A 20,223-nucleotide genomic window follows, 5' to 3' on the forward strand; every position below is an offset into this window, starting at 1 on the left:
TGGATCGCACCGTTGTTGACCGTGGTTGTCCGCCCTTATGGGCACGCTATGGGCACGACGGCGAGCCGTGCGGGAGGGGAGTGGCCGTCCGGCCCCCGCAGGGCTGGCCTGGCTCCGACTCGAAGGTTGACTGAGTGGGGGCATTGCGACAGCACACTGTTGTCCGGCGTGGCGTGCCAGCGCTCTGGGGCGCGTTGTACGCGCTGACGGGCGGGCCCGGGTCACCCCGTGGTCAGCGTCGACAGTGCCCTGCACAAGGTCGTGGCGTCTTCGACCGCCTGGCGGCAATCGGCTTCGGTGATGACCAGGCGCTGGCCGGTTTGGGCGGGCGACGACGGGACCTTCCGCAGATACTTCTCGTCGATCACCCCGTCGTTGTGGGTGTGCACGTGGCGAGCGGCCCAGGTCGCGATCAGGTGCTGCCAGACCGCTGGTTCAAGAACCGTGCGGAGATCTTCGTATCCGGCGGCTGCAAAGAGGTCGGCCATGTCGTCCAGACGCTGGAACACGTTTCCCTTGCCTCTGAGACGGTCTGCTGCGTCCGTCACCGCGTCCTTGAACACCGCGGAGGCCAGGGCCTCGACTATCCCCACGACGTTCTCGATGGTGTCGACCCAACTGCGGGTGAACACGCCTTGTTCGCGCAGTGCGGCTTTCGCCTCGGAGGGCACGGCGTTCAGCGCGTCCAGGCGGGCAGTGTCGGCCTGGAGGGCGTCGAAGGCGACCGAAGCGGGGGGAATCCGGCCGCAGATCGGGCAGTACCGGTGTTCTCCGAAGACGGCGTAGTGCGTGTGGCAGTCGGTGCAGATGCGTACGCGGGCCAGTCGTTCCTCGTCGACGCCCGGCAAGGGGCGTGGGTAGAACGGCTTCTCCTTGTACGAGACCGAGAAGGAGACGCTGCCGCGGCGTGAAGCACCTTGGCCAAGGCGGCGAAAGGCTTTGTTGAAGCCTTGGGCCACGATCTGCATGCCGAGGTCCTTCACCGCACGCATCATGCGTTCGCGCTGCTGGGCGGTCATGAACTCGGAGTGGTCCCCGTGATGACCGCAGTAGACGCACCAGAGCTCGGGATTCTCAGGAAGGGCCTCGTAGTCCTCGCCGTTCATCCGGAAGCTCAGCGAGCACTGCGGGCACTGGCGGCCGATATAGCCGTCCTCGTCCAAGGGCATGCTGATGCCGAGCCGGATCTCGTCGCCCTGCCGACCGACGATCTTCGCGCCGTCAGCCATCCTGAACTCACGCTCGCTCCACATGAGCCGATTGTGCCTTCTGGCACTGACAGCGCCGGGTTCCGCACACTGCCTCAGCCTGACTGGACGTCCGGCGTCGCGGCCGCCGGTGGAGCAGACACCAGCCCCACAGTTCGTCGCGCTGGTCGTGGCAGCCATGGCCGGTTGACCGGCGCAGGCAGGCAGGTGGGGCTTCCCGTTCTTTGGGCCATGCGGGAAGACTCCGGCCGCGGCTGCTAACAGAGGGTGAGAGGCGTAGCGGATGTCCCGGTTGTCCTCGAAGTCGGCGGGTAGGTGATCCTCCGGGTTGTGCCACCGGTTGGCGCCCACCTCCCGGATCTCCCGTCGGCGCAGGGCGTTCGCATCGACGGTCTCGTTCGCCGCGGCCTCCGCCGCAGGGCCTTGAGCTTTTTCTCTCCGCCGACCACCGGGAAGACCCCCCCCGTACCGTCCCGGACGGCTCCGACAACGTCGCCTCCGCCACTCGCAGGAGCATCGCTTCTCCAAGCTGGACGAACAGGTCCACCATGGAGTCGGTGATGTCCGCCTGCCGGACACGGCACACCGTGGCCGGCAGCGACGGCTGCATCTGCTCCAGGTCCGCCGGGTAATCCTTTGACCCACGAGCCCCGCCAGGCGTGGACCAGCTTCTCCGACGCACCCGCTTCTGCTTGTTCACCTCGGCCAACAGGCGGTCCGGGCCAGGGGCGCCGGGATCCGTCTTCGACTCGGCGAAGTGTGACCGCCTGACCCCTGGCCACCGCGCCAGCGCTGTCCGAGCTGTGCTGGGTGCCATCGTCTGCGATCAGGTCCTTCAGCCAGGAGCGGGTGAGGTGGCTGAGCCAGACCGTCGTGCTACGACAGAACCACTTCTCAGACTCCTTGACCGCCAGCCGACGTACCTGCCCCGGCTGCGGCACCGGGCCACCGCCGCCGCGAGACGATCCCGCGACAGCTACACCGGACATGGTTCGGCCGCCAGCCACGCTGTCAGCCGGTCCTGGTCCCTTTCGGTGTTCGTCCGGAACCGGACACCCGGATCTCGTCCCCGGTGCCGCTGGATCGCTTTGCTCTGCCGGTCGTAGTCCGCCCATGCCGCAGATACCTTCACCTGCTGCTCTACGTACTCCACTGCGAGGTCGGCACTTCCTTGGCCGAGCCCGGAAACGGGGTTCTGTCGCCGTTCCTTCATCGCGAAAGGGATTTCAGCGGCAGCGTGAAGCCGAGCCTGGTCGTCCCGGACTCGTTCCCACCCGATTCATGGCGCCTTCGAGCAGCGTTACGACCTCGATCAGGTCCTCCTGCTCCCAGCCCTGCCGTGTCCGTGCCCTTCTACCTCACTCGAAAACACTCGTGCAGCTTGATCGAGGCGCCCGGCGAGGGGGACTCGACGACTGCGGCGGTCACACGGCCCTACACGCCCGTTGGCCGTAGCTGTAAGCGAACAGGGATTGCCCGACCGAGGGAGGTGACGTCGGGGCGGGGTAGTTCCGCCTGGAATACCCCCAGGGGTATAGCTGTTATGGTGAGTATCAGATACCCCCCGGGGTACACCTCTGGAGAGGAGTCGTAGTCGTGTTCTTTGTCGACACCCTGGAATTCGAGGGCCTGGGCAACCGCAGCTACCTGGCCGGCGGACCCAGTGCCGCAGTGGTCATCGATCCGCCGCGCGACATCGATCAGGTCATCGCCGCGGCGGCCCGGCGCGGCGTGCGCATCGCGTACGTCGCCGAGACGCACGTGCACAACGACTACGTCACCGGCGGCCTGGAGCTGGTCCGGGTCACCGGAGCCGAGTACCTGGTGCCTGCCGGGGCGCAGGTGTCCTTCGCCCGCACCGCGGTTGCCGACGGCGACACGGTGACGGTGGATGAGGGCCTGGTTCTGCGGGCGATCGCCACGCCCGGTCACACCCCGCACCACACCTCCTACGCTCTTGCAGCGGACGGGCGTGACGTGGCGGTGTTCACCGGCGGATCGCTGCTGATCGGCACCGTGGGCCGCCCGGATCTGGTCGAACCGAGGCTGACTGAGCAGTTGGCCCGAGCCCAGCACGCCTCCGCGCATCGGCTGGCCGACGAGCTGGACGACGAGGTGCCGGTGCTGCCCACCCACGGGTTCGGCAGCTTCTGCTCCTCCTCGCAGGCCGAGGGGGACGCGACCACGATGGGCAAGGAACGCGCTACCAACGAGGCGCTGAGCCTGGACGTGGACACCTTCGTCGCGCAGCTGCTCGCCGGGCTGGAGGACGTGCCCGCGTACTACGCGCACATGGGGCCGGCCAACGCCGCGGGGCCCGCGCCGGTCGACCTCACCCCTGCGAAGCGTGCGGAGGCCGCGGAGATCGCGTCCCGGCTGGCTGCGGGCGAGTGGGTGGTGGACCTGCGCAGCCGTATGGCCTTCGCCGAGGGGCACGTGGCTGGGTCGTTCAACTTCGAGGGCGAGGGCAAGCTCGCCACCTACCTGGCCTGGCTGATCCCGTGGGGCAAGCCCGTCACCCTGCTCGCCGACACTCCGGAGCAGATCACCGACGCCCAGCGGGAGCTGGCGCGGGTGGGTATCGACCGCCCGGCCGCCGCCGCCACCGGCGATCCCGCCGACTGGGTCCGCCCCGGCGAGCGGCTCGCCTCCTTTCCTCGCGCCCGTTTCGCCGACCTCGCCCAGGTGCGCGAGCGCGGCAACGACGTGGTCGTGCTGGACGTGCGCCGTGACGCAGAGCGCGCGGGCGGGCACATCGACGGTTCGGTCCACATCCCGATCCACGAGTTGCACGGCCGTATCGGCGAGGTGCCGGACGGGGTGGTGTGGGTGCACTGCGCCGGCGGGATGCGCGCGGCGATCGCCGCCTCCCTGCTCGATGCCGCCGGCCGTGACGTGGTCGCCGTCGACGACGGTTTCGACGCCGCCACCGAGGCCGGGCTGACCCTCACCCGCCCCGACGCCACCGGCTGACACGCCCTGCCCGCACCACCTGCACGAAAAGGATCAGTCGATGTTCTCGCTCTTTCGCCGCGGCCCCGGCCGCCTCACCCCGACCCAGGCCCACCGGCGCAGCAGCGACGGCCAAGCCGTGCTGCTGGACGTCCGCGAGACACCGGAATGGACAGCCGGGCACGATCCCGACGCGCTGCACCTGCCGCTGTCCCGCCTGATGGCCGGGGCATCGCTCCCGGCATCCGCGCGGAGCAAGCCGGTGGTGGCGATCTGCCGCTCCGGTCACCGCTCCCAGCAGGCCGCCAAGCTCCTGGCCGGTCGCGGCATCGAGGCCGGCGACGTCACCGGCGGCATGACCGCCTGGGCGCGCGAGGGCCTGCCGGTCACCGGCCGGGGCGGCGGCGGTGTCATAGCGTGAGCGCGCTGATCCTGGCCCTGCTCGCAGGAGCCCTGGTCGGACTCGCGCTCGGCGCGCTCGGTGGGGGCGGCAGTGTGCTGGCGGTGCCCGCGCTGATCTACCTCCTCGGCTTCACCCCGGCCGCCGCCACCACCGCCGGCCTGATCATCGTCACCGCCACCTCCCTCACCGCCCTGTACGCCCACGCACGCACAGGCGACGTCCGCTGGAAAGCCGGCGCCCTGTTCGCCGCCGCCGGGCTCCTGCCCGCCGCCGCAACAGGAGCCGCCGCAGCCCGCCTGCCACAGCCCGTACTGACCGCCGCATTCGCAGCCATCGCCGCCCTCGCCGCCGTGAAAATGCTGCGGCCCAGCGAGACGGGCACCGGTCAGACGCCTGTGGTGCAACCGGCGAAGGCCGCTGGCACCGGCGCGGGACTGGGGGCGCTGACCGGGCTGCTCGGGGTCGGCGGAGGCTTCCTTGCCGTCCCCGCCCTGGTCACCGTGCTGGCCTTCGAGATGCAGGCCGCCGTCGGCACCAGCCTGCTGGTCATCTCGGCGAACTCCATGGCCTCCCTGGCCACCCGCGGCGCCACCACCGCCGGCATCGACTGGGCGGTCATCGGTCCCTTCACCGGGGCCGCGATCCTCGGCGCCTGGGACGGCAAACGCCTGGCCGCCAAGGTCACCGGCACCCTGCTGCAACGTATCTTCGCCCTCGTGCTGCTGGCTGTGGCCGCCTTCATGCTCATCGACGTTCTCACGTGACACACCAGGCGGACGATCCGATACCGGCGGGCACCACGGCTTCAGGCCAGTGAAAGGAACAGCTTCTCCAGCCGGGCCCGCATCTGCTCCCGGTCACCGGAAGCGGCCATGTCCCCATCCGTCAGGCAGTGCTGCAACCCCGTGGCGATGATCGCGAAACCGGCCTTGTCCAACGCCCGGGAAGCAGCAGCCAACTGCGTGACCACGTCCTCGCAGTCCCGCCCCTCCTCGATCATCTTGATCACGCCGGCGATCTGGCCCTGCGCCCGGCGCAGCCGGTTGACCACTGTCTTCAGTTCCTCAGCCGCCATCGCCAGTTCCACAACCCACACTCCTTCGAGATACCCCTATGGGTATCTTATCGAAGGGGGTAACCCCAACCGAGCAAAGGAAAATCCCCCGTGGCATCCAGCACCGCCCTCACCGCCGACCAGGCCAACGCCCGCCTGCACGAGCTGACGGTCATCGACGTCCGCACGCCCGGTGAATACGCCTCCGGCCACCTGCCCGGCGCCCACAACATCCCCCTCGACCACCTCGATGCCGCCCTGCCCGCCCTGAAGGCCGTCGCCGACCGCGGCGACCTCCTCGTCGTCTGTGCCTCCGGCGCCCGCTCCGCCACCGCCGGCCAGCGCCTGGCCGATCAGGGCATCAGCGCCGCCACCCTCAGTGGCGGCACCACCGCCTGGACCCAGCTCGGCCACGACACCCACCGCCCCGCCGGCACCCGCACCCCCTGGGCCATGGACCGCCAGGTCCGCCTCGCAGCCGGATCCCTCGTCCTGACCGGACTCCTTGCCGGACAGCGCTGGAGCGCGGCCCGCCGGCTGTCCGCGGGCGTCGCCGGCGGCCTGGTCTTCTCCGCCCTCACCAACACCTGCGGCATGGCCAAGATCCTCGCGAAACTCCCCCACAACCAGCCCAAATCCGCCGACCTGGACGCCACCCTCGCCGCCCTGACCGGCTGACACCACCAGGCCCCGGGGTGACCGGCCCGCAGTGCCACGTCGAGCCTTCGGTGGAGGCCGGCGGACGGCCGTCCCGGTGTTCGCGGTGATCCTCCTGGCGGGAGCTTCGTGTGCTTCGTGCGGCCTCGGGGAGTCGACGTGGGCCTGACACAGGACGGGAGGCGGGCCCACGGACTGCACGGTCCCGCTCTGAGGCGAGGCGACGGACCAACGCACGCTTCGCCCCCGTCGTGTTCCTCGCGGTCCTGGAAGAGGGCCGCCGGCCTGCGGGCCTGGCACGATGCCCTCATGGAACCGCTGCCGATCCCGTGCCCCGCACACCTGATTCCCGATGTCACCGGCGCCGGCGGCTTCACTGCCGCGTACCGGCAGGCCAAAGCGGAGCATGCCGTGTTCGTGGCCATCGAGAACCAGGGCCAGTGGTGGACCGTGAAGGCGGACACGCTGACCGCAGGTCCGGGGTATGCCGTCGGCGACACCGTGAACGACGCCGCTCGCAGCGCTATCACGCGCCTGGTCCAGGCGGGGGAGGTCCGCTCGGACGCCCACGCGGGCCCTGTCTACTTCGTCCTGCACGGCGTGGACAGCGAAGAGCGGGCCCGTGAACTGGCCGCAACCCTGCACGCCGCCCTCTACGGGGACGCCGGCCCCCTGGCGAGCTGCCCGCGCAGCCCATAGAACGCGTACGGGGTCGCGATGCGGACGAGTTGCTCCAACAGGCGGTCGATACCGGCGTCGTCCCCGGCACGTGCCCCGGGTCGACGACGTCGGCGCTGGCTTCGGACACCCCGGTCGGCAAGGGCTCCTCGGTCACGGCTTGACTTGCCGCGTCCGGCTCGCCGATGAGGTGGCTGATGCGTCCTCGCGGTAGGGGCGCCGAGAAGGTCACCTACAGGGTGGTCAGCCTCGGTCGGTCGGGCGGCGGCAGACCCGTTTGGGTGACGGACCCTACGCTCTGGGACGGATCAGTCGGTCCGGGGAAGCCGGGTGGTGCTGCTTGTCGACGGCGGCGGAGGCCGCGATGGTGCGATCATCCGAACAAGACATGGAGTACGCGTCTCTGACCGGAGTCGGTCCTCAGCTGGCGCAGCGAGCGCGGGATGTCACGCGCGGCTTCCTTCTGGCCCTCGCGCCGGACGGCGACGATGCTGAGACGGAGTCCGTGCTGCAGGTGGTGTCCGAGCTGGTCACCAACGCGGTGCGGCACGCCAGTGGAATGACCGGGTTCGCTCTGCGAGCCGGTCAGGGGACGGTCGAGGTCCTGGTGGAGGACGCCAGCAGCGTACCGCCGCAGCCCTGCCCGGCGGATCCGACGCAGCCGGGCGGGTTCGGCTGGCCCCTGGTGCGGAGCCTCGCGATAGATGTGCAGGTCATCAACCATCGGAGCGGTAAGACAGTAGCCGCGAGGCTGCCCTTCTCCCGATAGAGGGCCAGCTCGGGCGGGACGCAGCCGGCGATCGCCGGCTTCCGCACCTTAGGTGCCTTACCGTAACGCGCTCGGTTGCCTTGACGGACGAGAAAGGGCGAGGGAGCGCGCATCCTTCTCGGTCGTCCAGGCTCGTCATACGGCGACGCGGCTGTCCGTAGGCGATGTCGGCGTCCGGGCCGGGTACGTGTCGACCGGCACTTTGACTCGCCGCCCGCTTGCGCCGGGGCCCCAACAGTCGGTGAGACGGTGCTGGGTCGGTGACGTCTCACCGAGGATCCGGTCGCACAGGTCGACCACGTACGCCTCGTCACTGTCGTCTCCCGCTGCCAAGGCTGTGCATCAGGTCAGCCTCCACCGACTAGACACCAGGCCGGGGCGCGCGAGACTCCGGGAGCCCGGACCGAGTGGACACAGACCTTCACACCGAAGTGCGACTCGTCCCACCTGGAGGGCCTGTGGGTGAGGTGACCGATGTGTACCTCCATGACCGTGGGGCGTTGAGTCCGCCCTCGGGTTCTCCTCAGAGAAGCCTCAGAGTTCCACCAAGCCGCGATGCGGAGGTGGGCGTGACGATCGAGCGGTCCCGGTCCGCCCAGCCCCGGGACCGAGTTGGAGCGACACGGGTCGGCAGAGGCACGGTCAGGTGATCTCCCCGTCCAGGAGGGGCGGGGAGATCGGACTGAGCGCAGCTCTCTCGCTGATCCGTCGTCGCTCCGCTCAGTGCCAACGGCTGTACCCACCAGTCCAGCAAACCGAGGTACCGAGACAGGGAGCCGTCATGATCTTCAGGAGCACATACCCGGATGTCGCCGCCGTCGATCGTCCCGTCCACGAGTGGGTGCTCGGTGATGCCTCGCGGCGCGGAACCCGGCCGGCCATGGTGGACGCGTCCAGTGAACAGACGGTGACGTACGCCGAACTGGTCACGCTGGTCCGTGGGCTCGCGGCGGGCCTTGCCGCTGAGGGCATCGGCAAGGGGGATGTGGTCGCGCTGCACTCGCCCAACACGGTCCTGTTTCCCGTGGTTCTCTACGCCACCACCACGGCGGGCGGGACGGTGACCACACTGTCGCCGCAGGCCACGCCCGGCGAGATCGCCAAGCAGCTGATCGACGCCGAAGCGCGCTTGATGGTGAGTGTGTCCGCGCTGGTCGAGACGGCGCGGACCGCGGTTGAGCTGGTCCGGCGGCAGACGGGCCGGGACATCGAGATCCTGGTCTGTGACAGTGCGGACGGTCATCGGTCGGTACTCGGGTTGCTGAACGACGGCGCCGTACCGGCCTTCTCGACCGATCCGGCCGTGGACATCGCCGTGCTGCCCTATTCGAGTGGCACCACAGGCGTGCCGAAGGGCGTGATGCTGACCCACCGCAACCTCTGCACCAATCTCGAACAACTGAGTGCCCTGCATCGGGTCGACGAGAACGATCGGGTCATCGCGATCCTGCCTTTCTTCCACATCTTCGGGCTGACCGCGCTGGTCAACAACGCGCTGCGTCGTGGCGCGACCGTGTACGTGCACGCGCGGTTCGAACTCGACGCGTTCCTGACCAGCATGGAGCGCGACCGCATCACCCACGCCTACGTCGCTCCGCCGGTGATGCTGGCGCTCGCCAAACACCCCGCGGTCGCCGGACTGGACCTGTCGCATCTGCGGCGCGTCATCTGCGCGGCGGCGCCGCTCGACGCCGGACTGCAGGCGGCCGTGGCCGACCGGCTGGGTGTGGAGGTCGGGCAGGCGTACGGCATGACCGAGCTGTCCCCCGCCTCGCACATCCACGCCGACGGCGACCGGGACGAGCCGGTCGCGTGCGTGGGCCAGCTGCTTCCGTCGACGCAGGCACGCCTGGTGGATCCCGACACCGGTCAGGACGTGGCTGAGGGTGAACCGGGCGAGGTGTGGATCCGTGGACCACAGGTCATGAAGGGCTACTTCGGGCGACCGGAGGACACAGAGGCGACGGTCGACGCCGACGGCTGGCTGCACACCGGTGACATCGGCCGGGTCGACGAGGACGGAAACTGGTTCATCGTCGACCGGGTCAAGGAACTCATCAAGTACAAGGGCTACCAGGTGGCGCCGGCCGAGCTCGAAGCCATCCTGGTGCGGCATCCCGGTATCGCCGACGCGGCCGTGATCGGAGTCGGGGACAAGGAGGCGGGCGAGATACCCAAGGCGTTCGTGGTGCCCATGACCGGGGTGCCGATATCCGCCGCCGAGGTGAAGGCCCACGTCGAGGACCAGGTCGCCCCGTACAAGAGGATCCGCCGGGTCGAGTTCATCGAGGCCATACCGAAGGCGGCCTCCGGGAAGATCCTCCGACATCGACTGAGGGAGCGGGAGCAGGCACGCTCCTGAGCGGTGTCCTTGCTCGCGGGCCCGGCGCTCAGGGAGGAACCGCGGCGGGCACCCAACTCCCAGTAGACGAAAGCACGTTGTAGAGTTTTCGTGTGGACAGCGCGGTGTACCGATTCGGACAGTACGCGCTGGACGCGGGCCGCCGTCGACTCAGCCATGACGGACGACGGGTCGATGTCGAGCCCCAAGTCCTGGAACTCCTGTGCTACTTGGTCGAGCACCGTGGCCGCGTCGTGCCGGAAGAAGAGCTGCGCGACAGGATGGGGCGCGGAGAGAAGGCCATCGAGGTCAGCGCGGCCGCACTCGCGGCATCGCTGCGCTCGGCCCGTCTCGCGATCGGTGACAGCGACACACGACAACAGTTGATCCGCACAATGCTCCCGCACGGCCATCGGTTCGTCGCGCGGACGACGGTGGCTTCCGCCACTCCGGCCGCCACTCTTGCCGCCACGTCCTCGGCCCCCGGCATCCCGGCGGTGGTGGAGGCGGACCACGAGGTCATTCGGTTCTGCCGGTCCGCCGACGGCACCCGCATCGCCTACGCTCTCACCGGCGAGGGACCACCCCTGGTGAAGACCGCCAACTGGCTGACCCACCTCGACCTCGACCGGACCAACCCGATGTGGGCGCACTGGTTCGACGGTCTCACCCGCGGCCGGCAGCTCGTCCGCTACGACGAGCGGGGCTGTGGCCTCTCCTCATGGGACATGGGCGGCTTCACGCTTGACGACCTGGTCGACGACCTCGACGCAGTGGCCGATGCCGTGGGCCTCGACCGCTTCCCCCTGCTCGGGGTGTCCCAGGGTGGCGCGGTGGCGGTCGCCTACGCCGCGCTTCGCCCCGAGCGGGTCAGCCACCTGATCCTCACCTCCGCCTATGCCCGGGGACAGCAGATCCGTGCGGGCAGTGCCGCCGAGCGCGACGCCGCCGAGGTCGACCTCGACATCGCCCGCGCCGGGTGGCGTTCGCAGGACAGCAGCAGCTTCGTGCGCTACTTCGCCTCCCAGTTCCTCGCCGACGCCACTCCTGCGGAGTGGGACGCGTTCGCCGCCTACCAGCGGCAGACGACCTCGGTCGCCAACGGCTTGCGCTTCCTGGAGGAGTTCACCCGCATCGACGTCTCCGGTATCGCTCACGATGTGACCTGCCCGACGCTGATCATCCACTCACGTGACGACCCTCGCGTTCCCGTCGCACAGGCCCTGGAACTGGCCACGCTCATCCCCGACAGTCGACTGGTCCTGCTCGACAGCCGCAACCACCTGTTCACCGCGGACGACCCGGCCTGGCCGACCTTCCTCACCCATCTCCACAACTTTCTCTCCGAGTAGTCCGGTTCATGGGACGCCCACGACGACGGGAGGCCCCGCAGGGCGTGGTGCACGGTTGTATCGGCTGTTTCGGCGACTGACTGCGGATGTCGGTCCGCACTCCGGTAAGCGTGGCGGTCGTTCAGGCCGTCGCCATCCGGGGCAAGCGCTCGATGCTCTCGGGTATGTCGGCCAAGGTCCCCCGAAGCCGCCACGAGGTGATCTTGATGGACCAGCAGTGCGGCTCGATGTGGGGGCGCGCTCGTCTTCCTGAACGCCCAGGAGTTGCGGTCGGCATCGACGCGTGGCTCCTGGGCGGTACAGGGTGACCGGACTCAGCCGATGTTGGTGTCCGCCTCCGGAGTCCTTCGCGCGTTGTTCCGGAGGTTGGCGAAAGGCAGAGCTCCTCCGTGGAGCTCTTTGAACTCGTCGATCAGATCCTGCTCGGCCTCACCCGCGTCGCCCTCGGTCATCGGCCGCCAGGCGACGAGCAGTGCGTCCGAGTCGGCCAGCTGCCAGATGTAGCGTCCGCCCCAGTGGCCGGCCAGCAGGCCGGTGCCGTGGCGGCGATAGTCGGCAAGCCTCTGATTCAGTCCGTCCTGGCCTGCGGCCTTGCCGATGTACACGACCGTCGCTCCGTCCACCCAGGCATCGCCGAGCTTGTCAGCGGTCACGGATGGGTCGCGGCCTTTGAGATGTCCGGCAGGGCTCACGGGTAGAAACGACGGGGGTGAGGTGTGCGTGCGGATCACCACGTAGATTCCGTGCCCGGTAGGAACGTTGCTGCTGGGCAGCTCACGGAACGGCACGAAGCCGCGGAAACCGCGTACGGTCAGGGTTCTCTGCGTCAGCTCTGGTATCGGGCTCATGACAGGCATCGTGGCAGGGGCAACTGACAGTCCCAGCCCTGTTCTCGTACCGCTACGGCTAGCTGGCGTGTAGCTCTCTGCGAGCTCGGGACTTCCTGTCGACAGCAGAGCCGCCCACACCTCTGTCGTCGGCCTTGAGGGCCCCGCACCACGCCGCTCCGCAAAGCGCCACCCTTCACTGCGGCACCCTGCGAAGGGTCGTGCCGACCGCGCTGGCTACCGTGTCCACGGTGACCTCGACGAAGAAGCCAAGCCCCACGAACGGTGACGACCGCGGTCGGTCCGCATGGTCCTTCGCCGTGATCATGCTCGCCGCCTTCGCCGTCCTGGCGGTATGCGCGCTGGTGGGAGGCTGGGCCGGCCTGATCGGCATCGTCGCGACCGCCATCATCCTCGTCGGCTTCGCGGCTACTCGCTTGTAGAGCTCCGTTTCTCCCGGAGACCACCACCCGCCGGACCCGCAGCCGTGTCTCGGTCGGCGGCACACCTGCGACTCCTCGCGGGCGGCCGGCCCTCCGCATCCACAGACGGCGAACTGATCACTGCGATCGCCGCAACCATGGTGAGCGCGCTCGTCACGGGTTACGTGGGTTTCCCCATGGCGTTTCTGACATGGCGTCCGTGAAGTCGCGGACGACTTCACGGACGCCGGTGTGCTTGTCGGGCCGGCCTGTGCGAACGGTGTGCGACTAGCCGATGACGATGTCGCAGTCGGCCGTCCCGCGGGCGGCGATGGTGGCGAAGTCCGCCTGGACGAAGGGGTCGTACGCCTGCGCGGTCAGGGTGCGGGTCGACTTGCGGGGCACCCACTTCGTGCCGGTCGAGTGCCTGACGTCCGCCGCGTCCCACGACAGGTCACAGACCCAGTGGACGTTGCGTCCCGCGGGCCGCGGGTTGGTCGCGTCGGCGTCGATCTCCCAGTTGCCGTCCGCGTTCACGGTGAACGTGACGTCGCCCCGCACGTTCTTGCTGCTGTCGCTCGTCTTGAACTGGACCGACATGCCGTCCGCGGCAACGTGCTTGGTGGTGGCGTTGGCGTGCGCGGGAACCGTTCCCAGCAGCAGGGAGCCCAGCCCGGCACCCGTCGCGATCAGCAGCGCCAGCCCCCGTCGACCCCGGGCCTTGCCGGACGTCCTGGTGGTGTCGAGTCGCATCTTCTGTCCTTCTCTCTCGTATGTGCCCCGTGTCTGAGGTGAGTGCCGGGCTGGGGGAGATGTCCTCACGACCGCTCTTCGGCCCGGCACCGCTCAAGCATCCGGTCTGCCGACGGGCCAAGGCTTGGTGGAGGTCTGAGGCTCGTCTGAGGGCATGTCTGAGGACGGGCTGAGGGCGTTTCCCTGAGTCGGCGAGCCGGGTTGATGAGGCGCGCGTGAGCACCAAGGCCGGCGGACTAAACGCGAACGGGGTGGGTGAGGCACGGGGGACGTCCCCTGTGCGCGGTGCCGGCAGCGACACCGAACACCGGCGAGCAGACAACCGGAGATCGCCCCATCTGTCCACGGTGCGGGTTGATCACTCACCCCCGCCATCGCCCAGCCCGTCACAGCTCACGGCACCTGCTACACGGGCGGGTCGCCGCTTGGCGCCGAGCCCGTCCGCAGGTCGGCGGGGGCCTGCCCGGAAGGCTCAGGTTGAGTGACTCCCGGCAGCCCGGGCACGGCGCGGGGAGACTCGGTGCCATCATCACCAGGGAAGATCGCGGTGGCTGACTTCTGCGCCCCGGGCGCACCAGACCGACTGCGTAGGCCCGGAGTCTCTGGTGACGCGGTCACTGGCGTCCGGGTCCTGGCGGACGCCCGTCGGCCTATCGGCCCGCAAGCGCGGTGGCGTGCCCGGGGCCCGGCGGCTACCCGGCTGCCGGGTGCTCAGGCCACGCCGCTCACTCGGCCAGGAAGGCGTCGATGTGCGACAGGAACTCGTCCCAGGCCGGTTCGAACCCATTGAGCAGGTGGTTGCGGCTCTTGAGCAGGACCAGCCGACTGTCGGAAATGAGCGAGGCCAACTCATTGGCCTGGGAGGCCGGCACCCGCTCGTCGTCGCGGGAGTGCAGGATCAGCGTCGGACAGGCCACCCTGTGGGCGATGTCCGACACGTCGATCCTGGCGAACTCCTCAAGGAAACGGACCCCGTTGGCGGGCGAGGTCGTCTTCCGCTGGAAAGCGGTGAACTCGTCCCAGTCCTCGGGTGTGCCCTCGGGCAGGAACTGGGAGGCGAAGACCCGCAGGAACCTGGGGTCCTGGTGGATCCATCCCACCCGGGCCACATCCAGGTCGAGGGCCGCCTCGGCCCCCTCGGTCTCGCTTCGGGCCCGGACCCGTCGTCCTCGCGCGTAGGCCCCGGCGAGGACCAGCCGGCTGACCCGCTCAGGATGGCGTACGGCATACGCGACCGCCACCGCACCGCCCTGCGACACCCCGAGCAGAGGGAACCTGTCGAGCCCTGCGGCCTCGACCACGGTCTCCAGGTCGTCGACCCAGTCCTCGAACGTGAAGCTGGGCACCACCCAGTCGGAGAGGCCACACCCGCGCTCGTCGTAGCGGATCAGCCGACGGTCCCGGGCGAGCCCGCGCAGCCAGTGCGACCACACCGGAGTCGTCCACTCCAGGTCGAGATGGGACATCCAGTTGGCTGCCTTGAGCAGGGGCGGACCCGAGCCGACAGCGGCATAGGCGATGCGTGTGCCGTCACCGGACCGGCAGAACCGGATGGTCTGACGGTCGGCGCCGCTCGGTTTGCCGACCGGTGCCGACCGTTCATCGACCCCCTGGCCGGAGCCGCTGAACGGGCCGCCGCCGACGACCGTCGTCGCGGCCACGAACTGGTAACCACGCCGGTGCACGGTGCGGATCACCTGTTGTCGGCTGCCTGTGTCCTCCACAGCCAGCCGAGCGGTCCGTAGCGCCGTGGTGAGGGCGGCCTCGCTGACGAAGCGGTCACCCCACACCTCGTCCAGCAGTTCGGTCTTCGGGACCACACGGTCCCTGTGGACGACGAGGTGGCACAGCAGATCCAGGACCCGAGGCTCGACGTGGACCGCTGCACCGGCTCGGTGGAGCTGGTGCCGAGCCGTGTCCAGCTCGTATTCCCCGAAGCGATGCTTGTCCCCCTGCACCTTTGCAGCGTACAACTCCCCTGTGCCGGCGTACACATGAGCGAAACCCGGAGGTGTCGTCGTGGCGGCGGTGGCATGCGTCGCGTCGGCAGGAGGTCGGATCGGGGACACCCTGGCAGACGCGAGCCGTAAGCGTTCTGCCATCTGCTCAAGGGTCCGAGACGGTCGACCCTTGCGTTGATTGGGGTGGTGGTGGGCGAGAGACTCTCCGAAAGAGGAACGCGATGGGGCGCGTACGGGCCGTGCTGGTCAGGCCGTGGGTGGTCGGGGTCTTGGTGGTGGCGGTTGCGGCCGTCGGCTTGGGGTCGTACTGGTTCCAGCCGTGGAAGCTGTGGCAGGACCAGACGGTGACAGAGGCTCTGCCGGGTGCCGTGGAACCCTCTGCGGCGCCTGAGGAGGATCGGCGTGAAGCGACCTCGCCGACCGATTCACCGACGCCCTTCGCGCCGACGCCCGCCGGGCCGTAGACGTTGGCCAGTGGTGAGCTGATCAGCCATGAACACACCACTTCCGGCACGGTGAAACTCGTGCGGCTCGCCGACGGCTCTCCCGTCGTACGGCTGGAGAACCTCGACACCAGCAACGGGCCCGACCTCTGTGTCTGGCTTACCGACGCGCCGGTGAAGGAGGGCCGTGCGGGGTGGCACGTCTTCGACGACGGCGAGTACGTCAGCCTCGGCAGGCTGAAGGGCAACAAGGGCAGTCAGAACTACCCACTGCCTGCGGATGTCGACCCGGCCCGGTTCAGCAGCGTCAGCATCTGGTGCGACCGGTTCGACGTCTCGTTCGGCGCCGCGGAGCTCGCCCGGGCATGACGGACCGCGTCGGAGGCGATGAGTGCCATGTACCGTGAGCTGGCCTCCACCGTGCGCGACTGCATCTGACGGATCGGACACGTCGTGGTCGGCACGTCGACGCCGGTCACCTCATCCATGGCGGCTTCGGCATGGTGGTGGGGAGGGAGCTGTCCGCCCGGTGATATCGAACAGGCGGCCTGCAGGTGCCGGACGGCCGCTTGGCGACCCGCCAGGAGTCCACGGTACTGGCCCGAGAGGGAGAAGGCGGTGCTCGTGGCGAGAGGGAGGCCGGTCGCCTGTCGCAAGGGGTCCGATCGGCGGGTTCACCGATCGGTCGGTGGGGGACCCGTGTCCCGAGAGGTGGACGGCGGAGTCGTCGGGGAGTGATCACCCAGTGCTACGACTGCCTCGTTGGCGATCACGCGACGACCGCGGTGGCGATGTGCGCTTCATATCGGGCACCGGCCTGGCCCTCGACGAACCAACGTCACCCTGACGAGCCGAAGTCAGTAACTCTCCTCAGAGAAGCCTCAGACTTCCACCAAGTGCCGGTCTGGCGATCGGTGGATGATCGGTACCCATGCGACCGAGCCCTGCGGGAAGGCCCATGGGCGAGTGCGATCAAATGATCACTCAACGTCGCGGCGGCGCGTGGATCGGCCGCCCCTGTTCGATCGTGTGACTCACTTCGGGGCGGAAACCGGGGGCCATCCGGTCGGCTCGCGAGGGAAGCTCGATGCGCTGGTCGAGATCAACGCGAACGGTCCGTCGACTGCCTGCGGGCGGGACGCTCCTCCCGCAGCGGACGTCTGTCCGTCGGTGGCCTTGGCCACCCAGGTGGAGGGCCAGGAGGCCAGGGCGGTGCGCTGGTTCGAGAGGACGTGCTCGGCGTGCGGCCCGGCCGGTCTGTTCGCCGAGGAGTGCGACGTCACCCAGCGCCCCAGCTGTGCGGGAACCTCCCGCAGGCGCTCGTGCACGCCCAACTGCTGGAGTGCTCGGCCCGCCTCGCGTCCTCGGCCGGAGCCGCGGTCACCCGGTCGTGAACTGGCCGGCGCGGTGCTTGGTGTCCTCGCCCGCCGACGGCAGCAGCTCCTCGTCACCGTCCCGCAGACGGGTCGAGCCGCTGACCGCCGTCGTCCTGGGGAGCGCGATGGCCCCGCGGGAGACGGACGCCGACGGCGCCGATCATTGCCCTCCACGTCACGCGCCTTCCGGAACAGCTCGCTGGACGGGCTGCCGCCTTTCCCATGCGCCCCGGCCCGACCGGACCTGCACCGCAGCGTTCACAGGGCTCCCGCCGCATCTGCGCGCCCAGGTGGCGCTTGACGCCGCCATGCTATTTTGCATCATGCAAAGCTGCTTGACGCGAGAGGGAGTAGGGGTGCCGGGAGCCAAAGGGGGCCGACCATGCACACGTTTCGCCAGTCCCTGAATGGGTGGCGGGATCGAGCATCGACTCCAAGCCCCCGCCAGACCCTCCCTCTCGAAATTCCGCTTTCCACCTCCCTCTCCGAAGGAGCTGGGCCGGCTGCCGGCCGTCTACTCGCCGACAACGGCGGCGGGATCTTCGCTTCTCTCGGCGTGAGTGTCCGGACGGTGCCCCGCATCCGACCTCGGCTCGGGTCGCGCGTGTGACGCGGGTCGCGCTTCTACCGGGGGTCTCGATGATCCTCAGGGAGACCCAGAGATTTTCGACGCTTTGATGTCCATGACGCCCGCCAGTGGGCACCAAATAGCCGGAGACTTCACCTCATGCTGATTGCCCAGCGTCCCTCGTTGACCGAAGAGGTCGTCGAGGAGTTCCGCTCCCGGTTCGTGATCGAGCCGCTGGAACCGGGCTTCGGTCACGCCCTCGGCAATTCCCTCCGCCGTACCCTCTTGTCGTCCGTCCCGGGTGCGGCGGTCACGTCCATCCGCATCGACGGCGTTCTGCATGAGTTCACCACCGTGCCCGGCGTCAGGGAGGACGTCACCGACCTGATCCTCAACATCAAGCAGGTGGTCTTCTCCTCGGAGGACGACGAGCCGGTCGTGATGTACCTGCGCAAGCAGGGTCCGGGTCTGGTCACCGCCGCCGACATCGCCCTGCGGGGCAGCGTCGAGGTGCACAACCCCGACCTGGTCCTGGCCACGCTCAACGGCAAGGGCAAGCTGGAGATGGAGCTGACGGTCGAGCGTGGCCGCGGTTACGTCTCCGCCGTGCAGAACAAGCAGGTCGGTCAGGAGATCGGCCGTATCCCGGTCGACTCCATCTACTCGCCGGTGCTGAAGGTCACGTACAAGGTCGAGGCCACGCGTGTCGAGCAGCGCACCGACTTCGACAAGCTGATCGTCGACGTCGAGACCAAGCAGGCGATGCGTCCGCGTGACGCCATGGCGTCGGCCGGCAAGACGCTGGTCGAGCTGTTCGGTCTGGCCCGCGAGCTGAACATCGACGCCGAGGGCATCGATATGGGCCCGTCCCCCACGGACGCCGCCCTGGCGCTGCCGATCGAGGAGCTGGAGCTCACCGTTCGGTCGTACAACTGCCTCAAGCGTGAGGGCATCCACCTCGTGGAAGAGCTCGTCGCCCTGTCCGAGGCCGACCTCCACGACATTCGCAACTTCGGTGCGAAGTCCATCGACGAGGTCAAGGCGAAGGTGGCCGGCCTGGGCCTGGCCCTCAAAGGCAGCCCCGAAGCCGAACCTCACGCCGCCTACGGAAGCGCGGGTGTGTCAACTTGATGGCTTTGTCTCACATGCGGCGATGACGGAGAGCAGAGATGGTTGCCCGCCCGGAGGAAGGATGCAGCGGCACCGCTCTGCCACCGTGGTGATCGGCGAGCCCGGATCCGGCATCCTCCACCAGTGCCCCGACGCGGTCTGGCCGGCGGTGACCGCGGTGGCGTTCCGGCCCTGGCCGCGCGAGCGCCTGCCAGGCCGCCCGCTGCCGCAGGGCCGCTGCGGGCGGCGCCGTTGAGCGTTCCCTCGTTCCTTCCGCCCTGCCGGTGCTCGCTTCGGCCCGGGAACTGCGGCCGGTGTCCGAACGGCACGCCCAGCTTCTGCCGTGTCCGCCGGTGGCCGGGGCCGAGCTGCTGGTCGTCCGGCTGCCGGTCGCCGGAACACTCCACCCGGCAGTCGGCCCGCGCGCCCGGCTGGATCGAGGAAGCGGCACGACAGGCACCGGACGGCCGCTCGGTGACGGTGCCAGGACCCGACGGTTTCCCCTGCATCGCGCCGGAATGCACCACCGCTCTGGTTCTCCGGGCGGCGCACCTCCGGCGTCCGGCGGACCAGTGCACCGACCGCGGAGAGCGCGTGACGTGAGCGTCACGACCCGGCGACGGCGTGAGAGCGGTCGGCGGCTGATGAGGAATCCGTGAGCGCGGCAGGAGAAGGCCGCTCGACTGAAGCCAGGGGGCCGATCGGCGGGTTCACCGACAGTTCGGTGGGGGACCCGTTCCTCGACGGGGAGGGACGGCAGAACCAGGGAGTGATCATGCAGTGCTACGACTGCCTCGCTGACGATCAGGCGACGACCGCGGTGGCGGTGTGCGCTTCCTGCGGTGCCGCCCTGTGCAGGGAGCATGTGCGCGCGGAGCACAGGGAGATCCGGCAGTTGGTCGGCGTGGGGAAGGCCACCCATGAGCCCTCGGCGCGCAGGCTCGTGTGCGGTATCTGTTACGGCGCGGAGAGCCCGCCCTCCGCGTCGGAGAGCTGACACCCGGTCGCACATCACGGCGCGAACCGTCCGCGTACCCGCTGCGGCGGCGGTTCGGCGCGCTCTGCTGCGCGGATCAATAGGCGCGGTCGAACCCGGGCTCCAGGAGCCGCTCAGGGGCCGGTGTCGTCGGTGGCGCGGTGCGCCGTTCCGGCCGGCGGGCGTACGTATCGCTCGCAGAGCGGGTTGCGACAAGGGCCCTCCGCCCATACGGGGACGTAGATGCCCATGGTCTTGTGTCGCTTCACCTCGGAGTGCACGGGATGTTCGCACGCGGGGCAGAGCCGCTTCGGCGGTCCGGGTGCCGGCGTGGATTCAGGCTGCCTTTCGCTTCCCATGGTCATATTTTACG

17 protein-coding genes and 1 pseudogene are annotated in these 20,223 nt (G+C 69.2%); 13 read left to right on the forward strand and 5 right to left on the reverse strand.

Annotation, left to right across the window (positions count from 1 at the left end; genetic code table 11):
* Positions 1 to 221: 221 nt before the first annotated feature.
* Positions 222 to 1,253 (reverse strand): hypothetical protein, encoded by a 1,032-nt coding sequence (locus L3078_RS24875; RefSeq protein ID WP_239756169.1) that lies wholly within the window; start codon positions 1,251 to 1,253, stop codon positions 222 to 224.
* Positions 1,254 to 2,804: 1,551 nt separating this feature from the next.
* Between L3078_RS24875 and L3078_RS24880 the strand changes: the two genes are divergently transcribed.
* Genes L3078_RS24880 through L3078_RS24890 form a run of 3 tightly spaced genes read left to right on the forward strand, consistent with a single transcriptional unit; the run spans position 2,805 to position 5,327 of the window.
* Positions 2,805 to 4,181, forward strand: a complete 1,377-nt coding sequence (locus L3078_RS24880) for a rhodanese-like domain-containing protein (protein WP_239756170.1) — start codon at positions 2,805 to 2,807, stop codon at positions 4,179 to 4,181.
* A gap of 40 nt (positions 4,182 to 4,221) precedes the next feature.
* Positions 4,222 to 4,581: a rhodanese-like domain-containing protein gene (locus L3078_RS24885; RefSeq protein WP_239756171.1), complete on the forward strand. Its 360-nt coding sequence runs from the start codon at positions 4,222 to 4,224 to the stop codon at positions 4,579 to 4,581.
* Positions 4,578 to 5,327 carry a sulfite exporter TauE/SafE family protein gene (locus L3078_RS24890; protein WP_239756172.1) on the forward strand — a complete coding sequence of 250 codons (750 nt, stop codon included), beginning with the start codon at positions 4,578 to 4,580 and terminating at the stop codon, positions 5,325 to 5,327. The genes L3078_RS24885 and L3078_RS24890 overlap by 4 nt, the downstream gene beginning before the upstream one ends.
* 41 nt (positions 5,328 to 5,368) lie before the next feature.
* Here L3078_RS24890 and L3078_RS24895 read toward each other — a convergent pair whose 3' ends face one another.
* Positions 5,369 to 5,650, reverse strand: a complete 282-nt coding sequence (locus L3078_RS24895; protein ID WP_192365928.1) for a metal-sensitive transcriptional regulator — start codon at positions 5,648 to 5,650, stop codon at positions 5,369 to 5,371.
* A 78-nt stretch (positions 5,651 to 5,728) separates the two neighbouring features.
* Here L3078_RS24895 and L3078_RS24900 point away from each other — a divergent pair, with 78 nt between their 5' ends.
* The 5 genes from L3078_RS24900 (at position 5,729) to L3078_RS24920 (ending at position 11,414) form a co-directional block, all read left to right on the forward strand.
* On the forward strand, positions 5,729 to 6,295 hold the full coding sequence (locus L3078_RS24900) for a rhodanese-like domain-containing protein (RefSeq protein ID WP_239756173.1): 567 nt from the start codon (positions 5,729 to 5,731) through the stop codon (positions 6,293 to 6,295).
* A 288-nt stretch (positions 6,296 to 6,583) separates the two neighbouring features.
* Positions 6,584 to 6,973, forward strand: a complete 390-nt coding sequence (locus tag L3078_RS24905; protein ID WP_239756174.1) for a hypothetical protein — start codon at positions 6,584 to 6,586, stop codon at positions 6,971 to 6,973.
* A gap of 367 nt (positions 6,974 to 7,340) precedes the next feature.
* On the forward strand, positions 7,341 to 7,721 hold the full coding sequence (locus L3078_RS24910; protein ID WP_239756175.1) for an ATP-binding protein: 381 nt from the start codon (positions 7,341 to 7,343) through the stop codon (positions 7,719 to 7,721).
* A gap of 781 nt (positions 7,722 to 8,502) precedes the next feature.
* The gene (locus tag L3078_RS24915; RefSeq protein WP_239756176.1) at positions 8,503 to 10,083 is read left to right on the forward strand and encodes an AMP-binding protein; all 1,581 of its coding nucleotides are present in this window, start codon (positions 8,503 to 8,505) and stop codon (positions 10,081 to 10,083) included.
* 92 nt (positions 10,084 to 10,175) lie between these two features.
* On the forward strand, positions 10,176 to 11,414 hold the full coding sequence (locus L3078_RS24920; protein WP_239756177.1) for an alpha/beta hydrolase: 1,239 nt from the start codon (positions 10,176 to 10,178) through the stop codon (positions 11,412 to 11,414).
* 314 nt (positions 11,415 to 11,728) lie between these two features.
* Here L3078_RS24920 and L3078_RS24925 read toward each other — a convergent pair whose 3' ends face one another.
* Positions 11,729 to 12,271 (reverse strand): hypothetical protein, encoded by a 543-nt coding sequence (locus tag L3078_RS24925; RefSeq protein WP_239756178.1) that lies wholly within the window; start codon positions 12,269 to 12,271, stop codon positions 11,729 to 11,731.
* Between the two features lie 221 nt (positions 12,272 to 12,492).
* Between L3078_RS24925 and L3078_RS24930 the strand changes: the two genes are divergently transcribed.
* Positions 12,493 to 12,684, forward strand: a complete 192-nt coding sequence (locus L3078_RS24930) for a hypothetical protein (protein ID WP_239756179.1) — start codon at positions 12,493 to 12,495, stop codon at positions 12,682 to 12,684.
* Positions 12,685 to 12,951: 267 nt separating this feature from the next.
* On the opposite strand, the gene L3078_RS24935 is transcribed toward L3078_RS24930, so the two are convergent.
* Positions 12,952 to 13,416 (reverse strand): hypothetical protein, encoded by a 465-nt coding sequence (locus tag L3078_RS24935; protein ID WP_239756180.1) that lies wholly within the window; start codon positions 13,414 to 13,416, stop codon positions 12,952 to 12,954.
* Positions 13,417 to 14,141: 725 nt separating this feature from the next.
* Positions 14,142 to 15,374: an alpha/beta hydrolase gene (locus tag L3078_RS24940; RefSeq protein WP_239756181.1), complete on the reverse strand. Its 1,233-nt coding sequence runs from the start codon at positions 15,372 to 15,374 to the stop codon at positions 14,142 to 14,144.
* A gap of 224 nt (positions 15,375 to 15,598) precedes the next feature.
* Between L3078_RS24940 and L3078_RS24945 the strand changes: the two are divergent.
* From L3078_RS24945 to L3078_RS24965, 4 genes and pseudogenes are all read left to right on the forward strand, one after another.
* Positions 15,599 to 16,189, forward strand: a pseudogene (locus tag L3078_RS24945) (DM13 domain-containing protein).
* Between the two features lie 1,734 nt (positions 16,190 to 17,923).
* A complete protein-coding gene (locus L3078_RS24955) occupies positions 17,924 to 18,895 on the forward strand; it encodes a DNA-directed RNA polymerase subunit alpha (protein WP_239756182.1) in 972 nt (323 codons plus the stop codon).
* A gap of 61 nt (positions 18,896 to 18,956) precedes the next feature.
* Positions 18,957 to 19,130, forward strand: coding sequence for a hypothetical protein (locus L3078_RS24960; RefSeq protein WP_239756183.1), 174 nt, complete (start codon positions 18,957 to 18,959; stop codon positions 19,128 to 19,130).
* Positions 19,131 to 19,529: 399 nt separating this feature from the next.
* Positions 19,530 to 19,871: a DUF2180 family protein gene (locus L3078_RS24965; RefSeq protein ID WP_239756184.1), complete on the forward strand. Its 342-nt coding sequence runs from the start codon at positions 19,530 to 19,532 to the stop codon at positions 19,869 to 19,871.
* The last annotated feature ends 352 nt before the right edge of the window (positions 19,872 to 20,223 follow it).

The sequence above is a fragment of the Streptomyces deccanensis genome, from assembly GCF_022385335.1.
Classification (GTDB): domain Bacteria; phylum Actinomycetota; class Actinomycetes; order Streptomycetales; family Streptomycetaceae; genus Streptomyces; species Streptomyces deccanensis.

Bases quoted from the DNA above. Each gene is read 5' to 3' on its own strand.
- L3078_RS24915 (WP_239756176.1), top strand. From the start codon at position 8,503: ATGATCTTCAGGAGCACATACCCGGATGTCGCCGCCGTCGATCGTCCC.
- L3078_RS24960 (WP_239756183.1), top strand. From the start codon at position 18,957: ATGCAGCGGCACCGCTCTGCCACCGTGGTGATCGGCGAGCCCGGATCC.
- L3078_RS24910 (WP_239756175.1), top strand. From the start codon at position 7,341: ATGGAGTACGCGTCTCTGACCGGAGTCGGTCCTCAGCTGGCGCAGCGA.
- L3078_RS24905 (WP_239756174.1), top strand. From the start codon at position 6,584: ATGGAACCGCTGCCGATCCCGTGCCCCGCACACCTGATTCCCGATGTC.
- L3078_RS24885 (WP_239756171.1), top strand. From the start codon at position 4,222: ATGTTCTCGCTCTTTCGCCGCGGCCCCGGCCGCCTCACCCCGACCCAG.
- L3078_RS24955 (WP_239756182.1), top strand. From the start codon at position 17,924: ATGCTGATTGCCCAGCGTCCCTCGTTGACCGAAGAGGTCGTCGAGGAG.
- L3078_RS24875 (WP_239756169.1), bottom strand. From the start codon at position 1,253: ATGTGGAGCGAGCGTGAGTTCAGGATGGCTGACGGCGCGAAGATCGTC.
- L3078_RS24925 (WP_239756178.1), bottom strand. From the start codon at position 12,271: ATGCCTGTCATGAGCCCGATACCAGAGCTGACGCAGAGAACCCTGACC.
- L3078_RS24935 (WP_239756180.1), bottom strand. From the start codon at position 13,416: ATGCGACTCGACACCACCAGGACGTCCGGCAAGGCCCGGGGTCGACGG.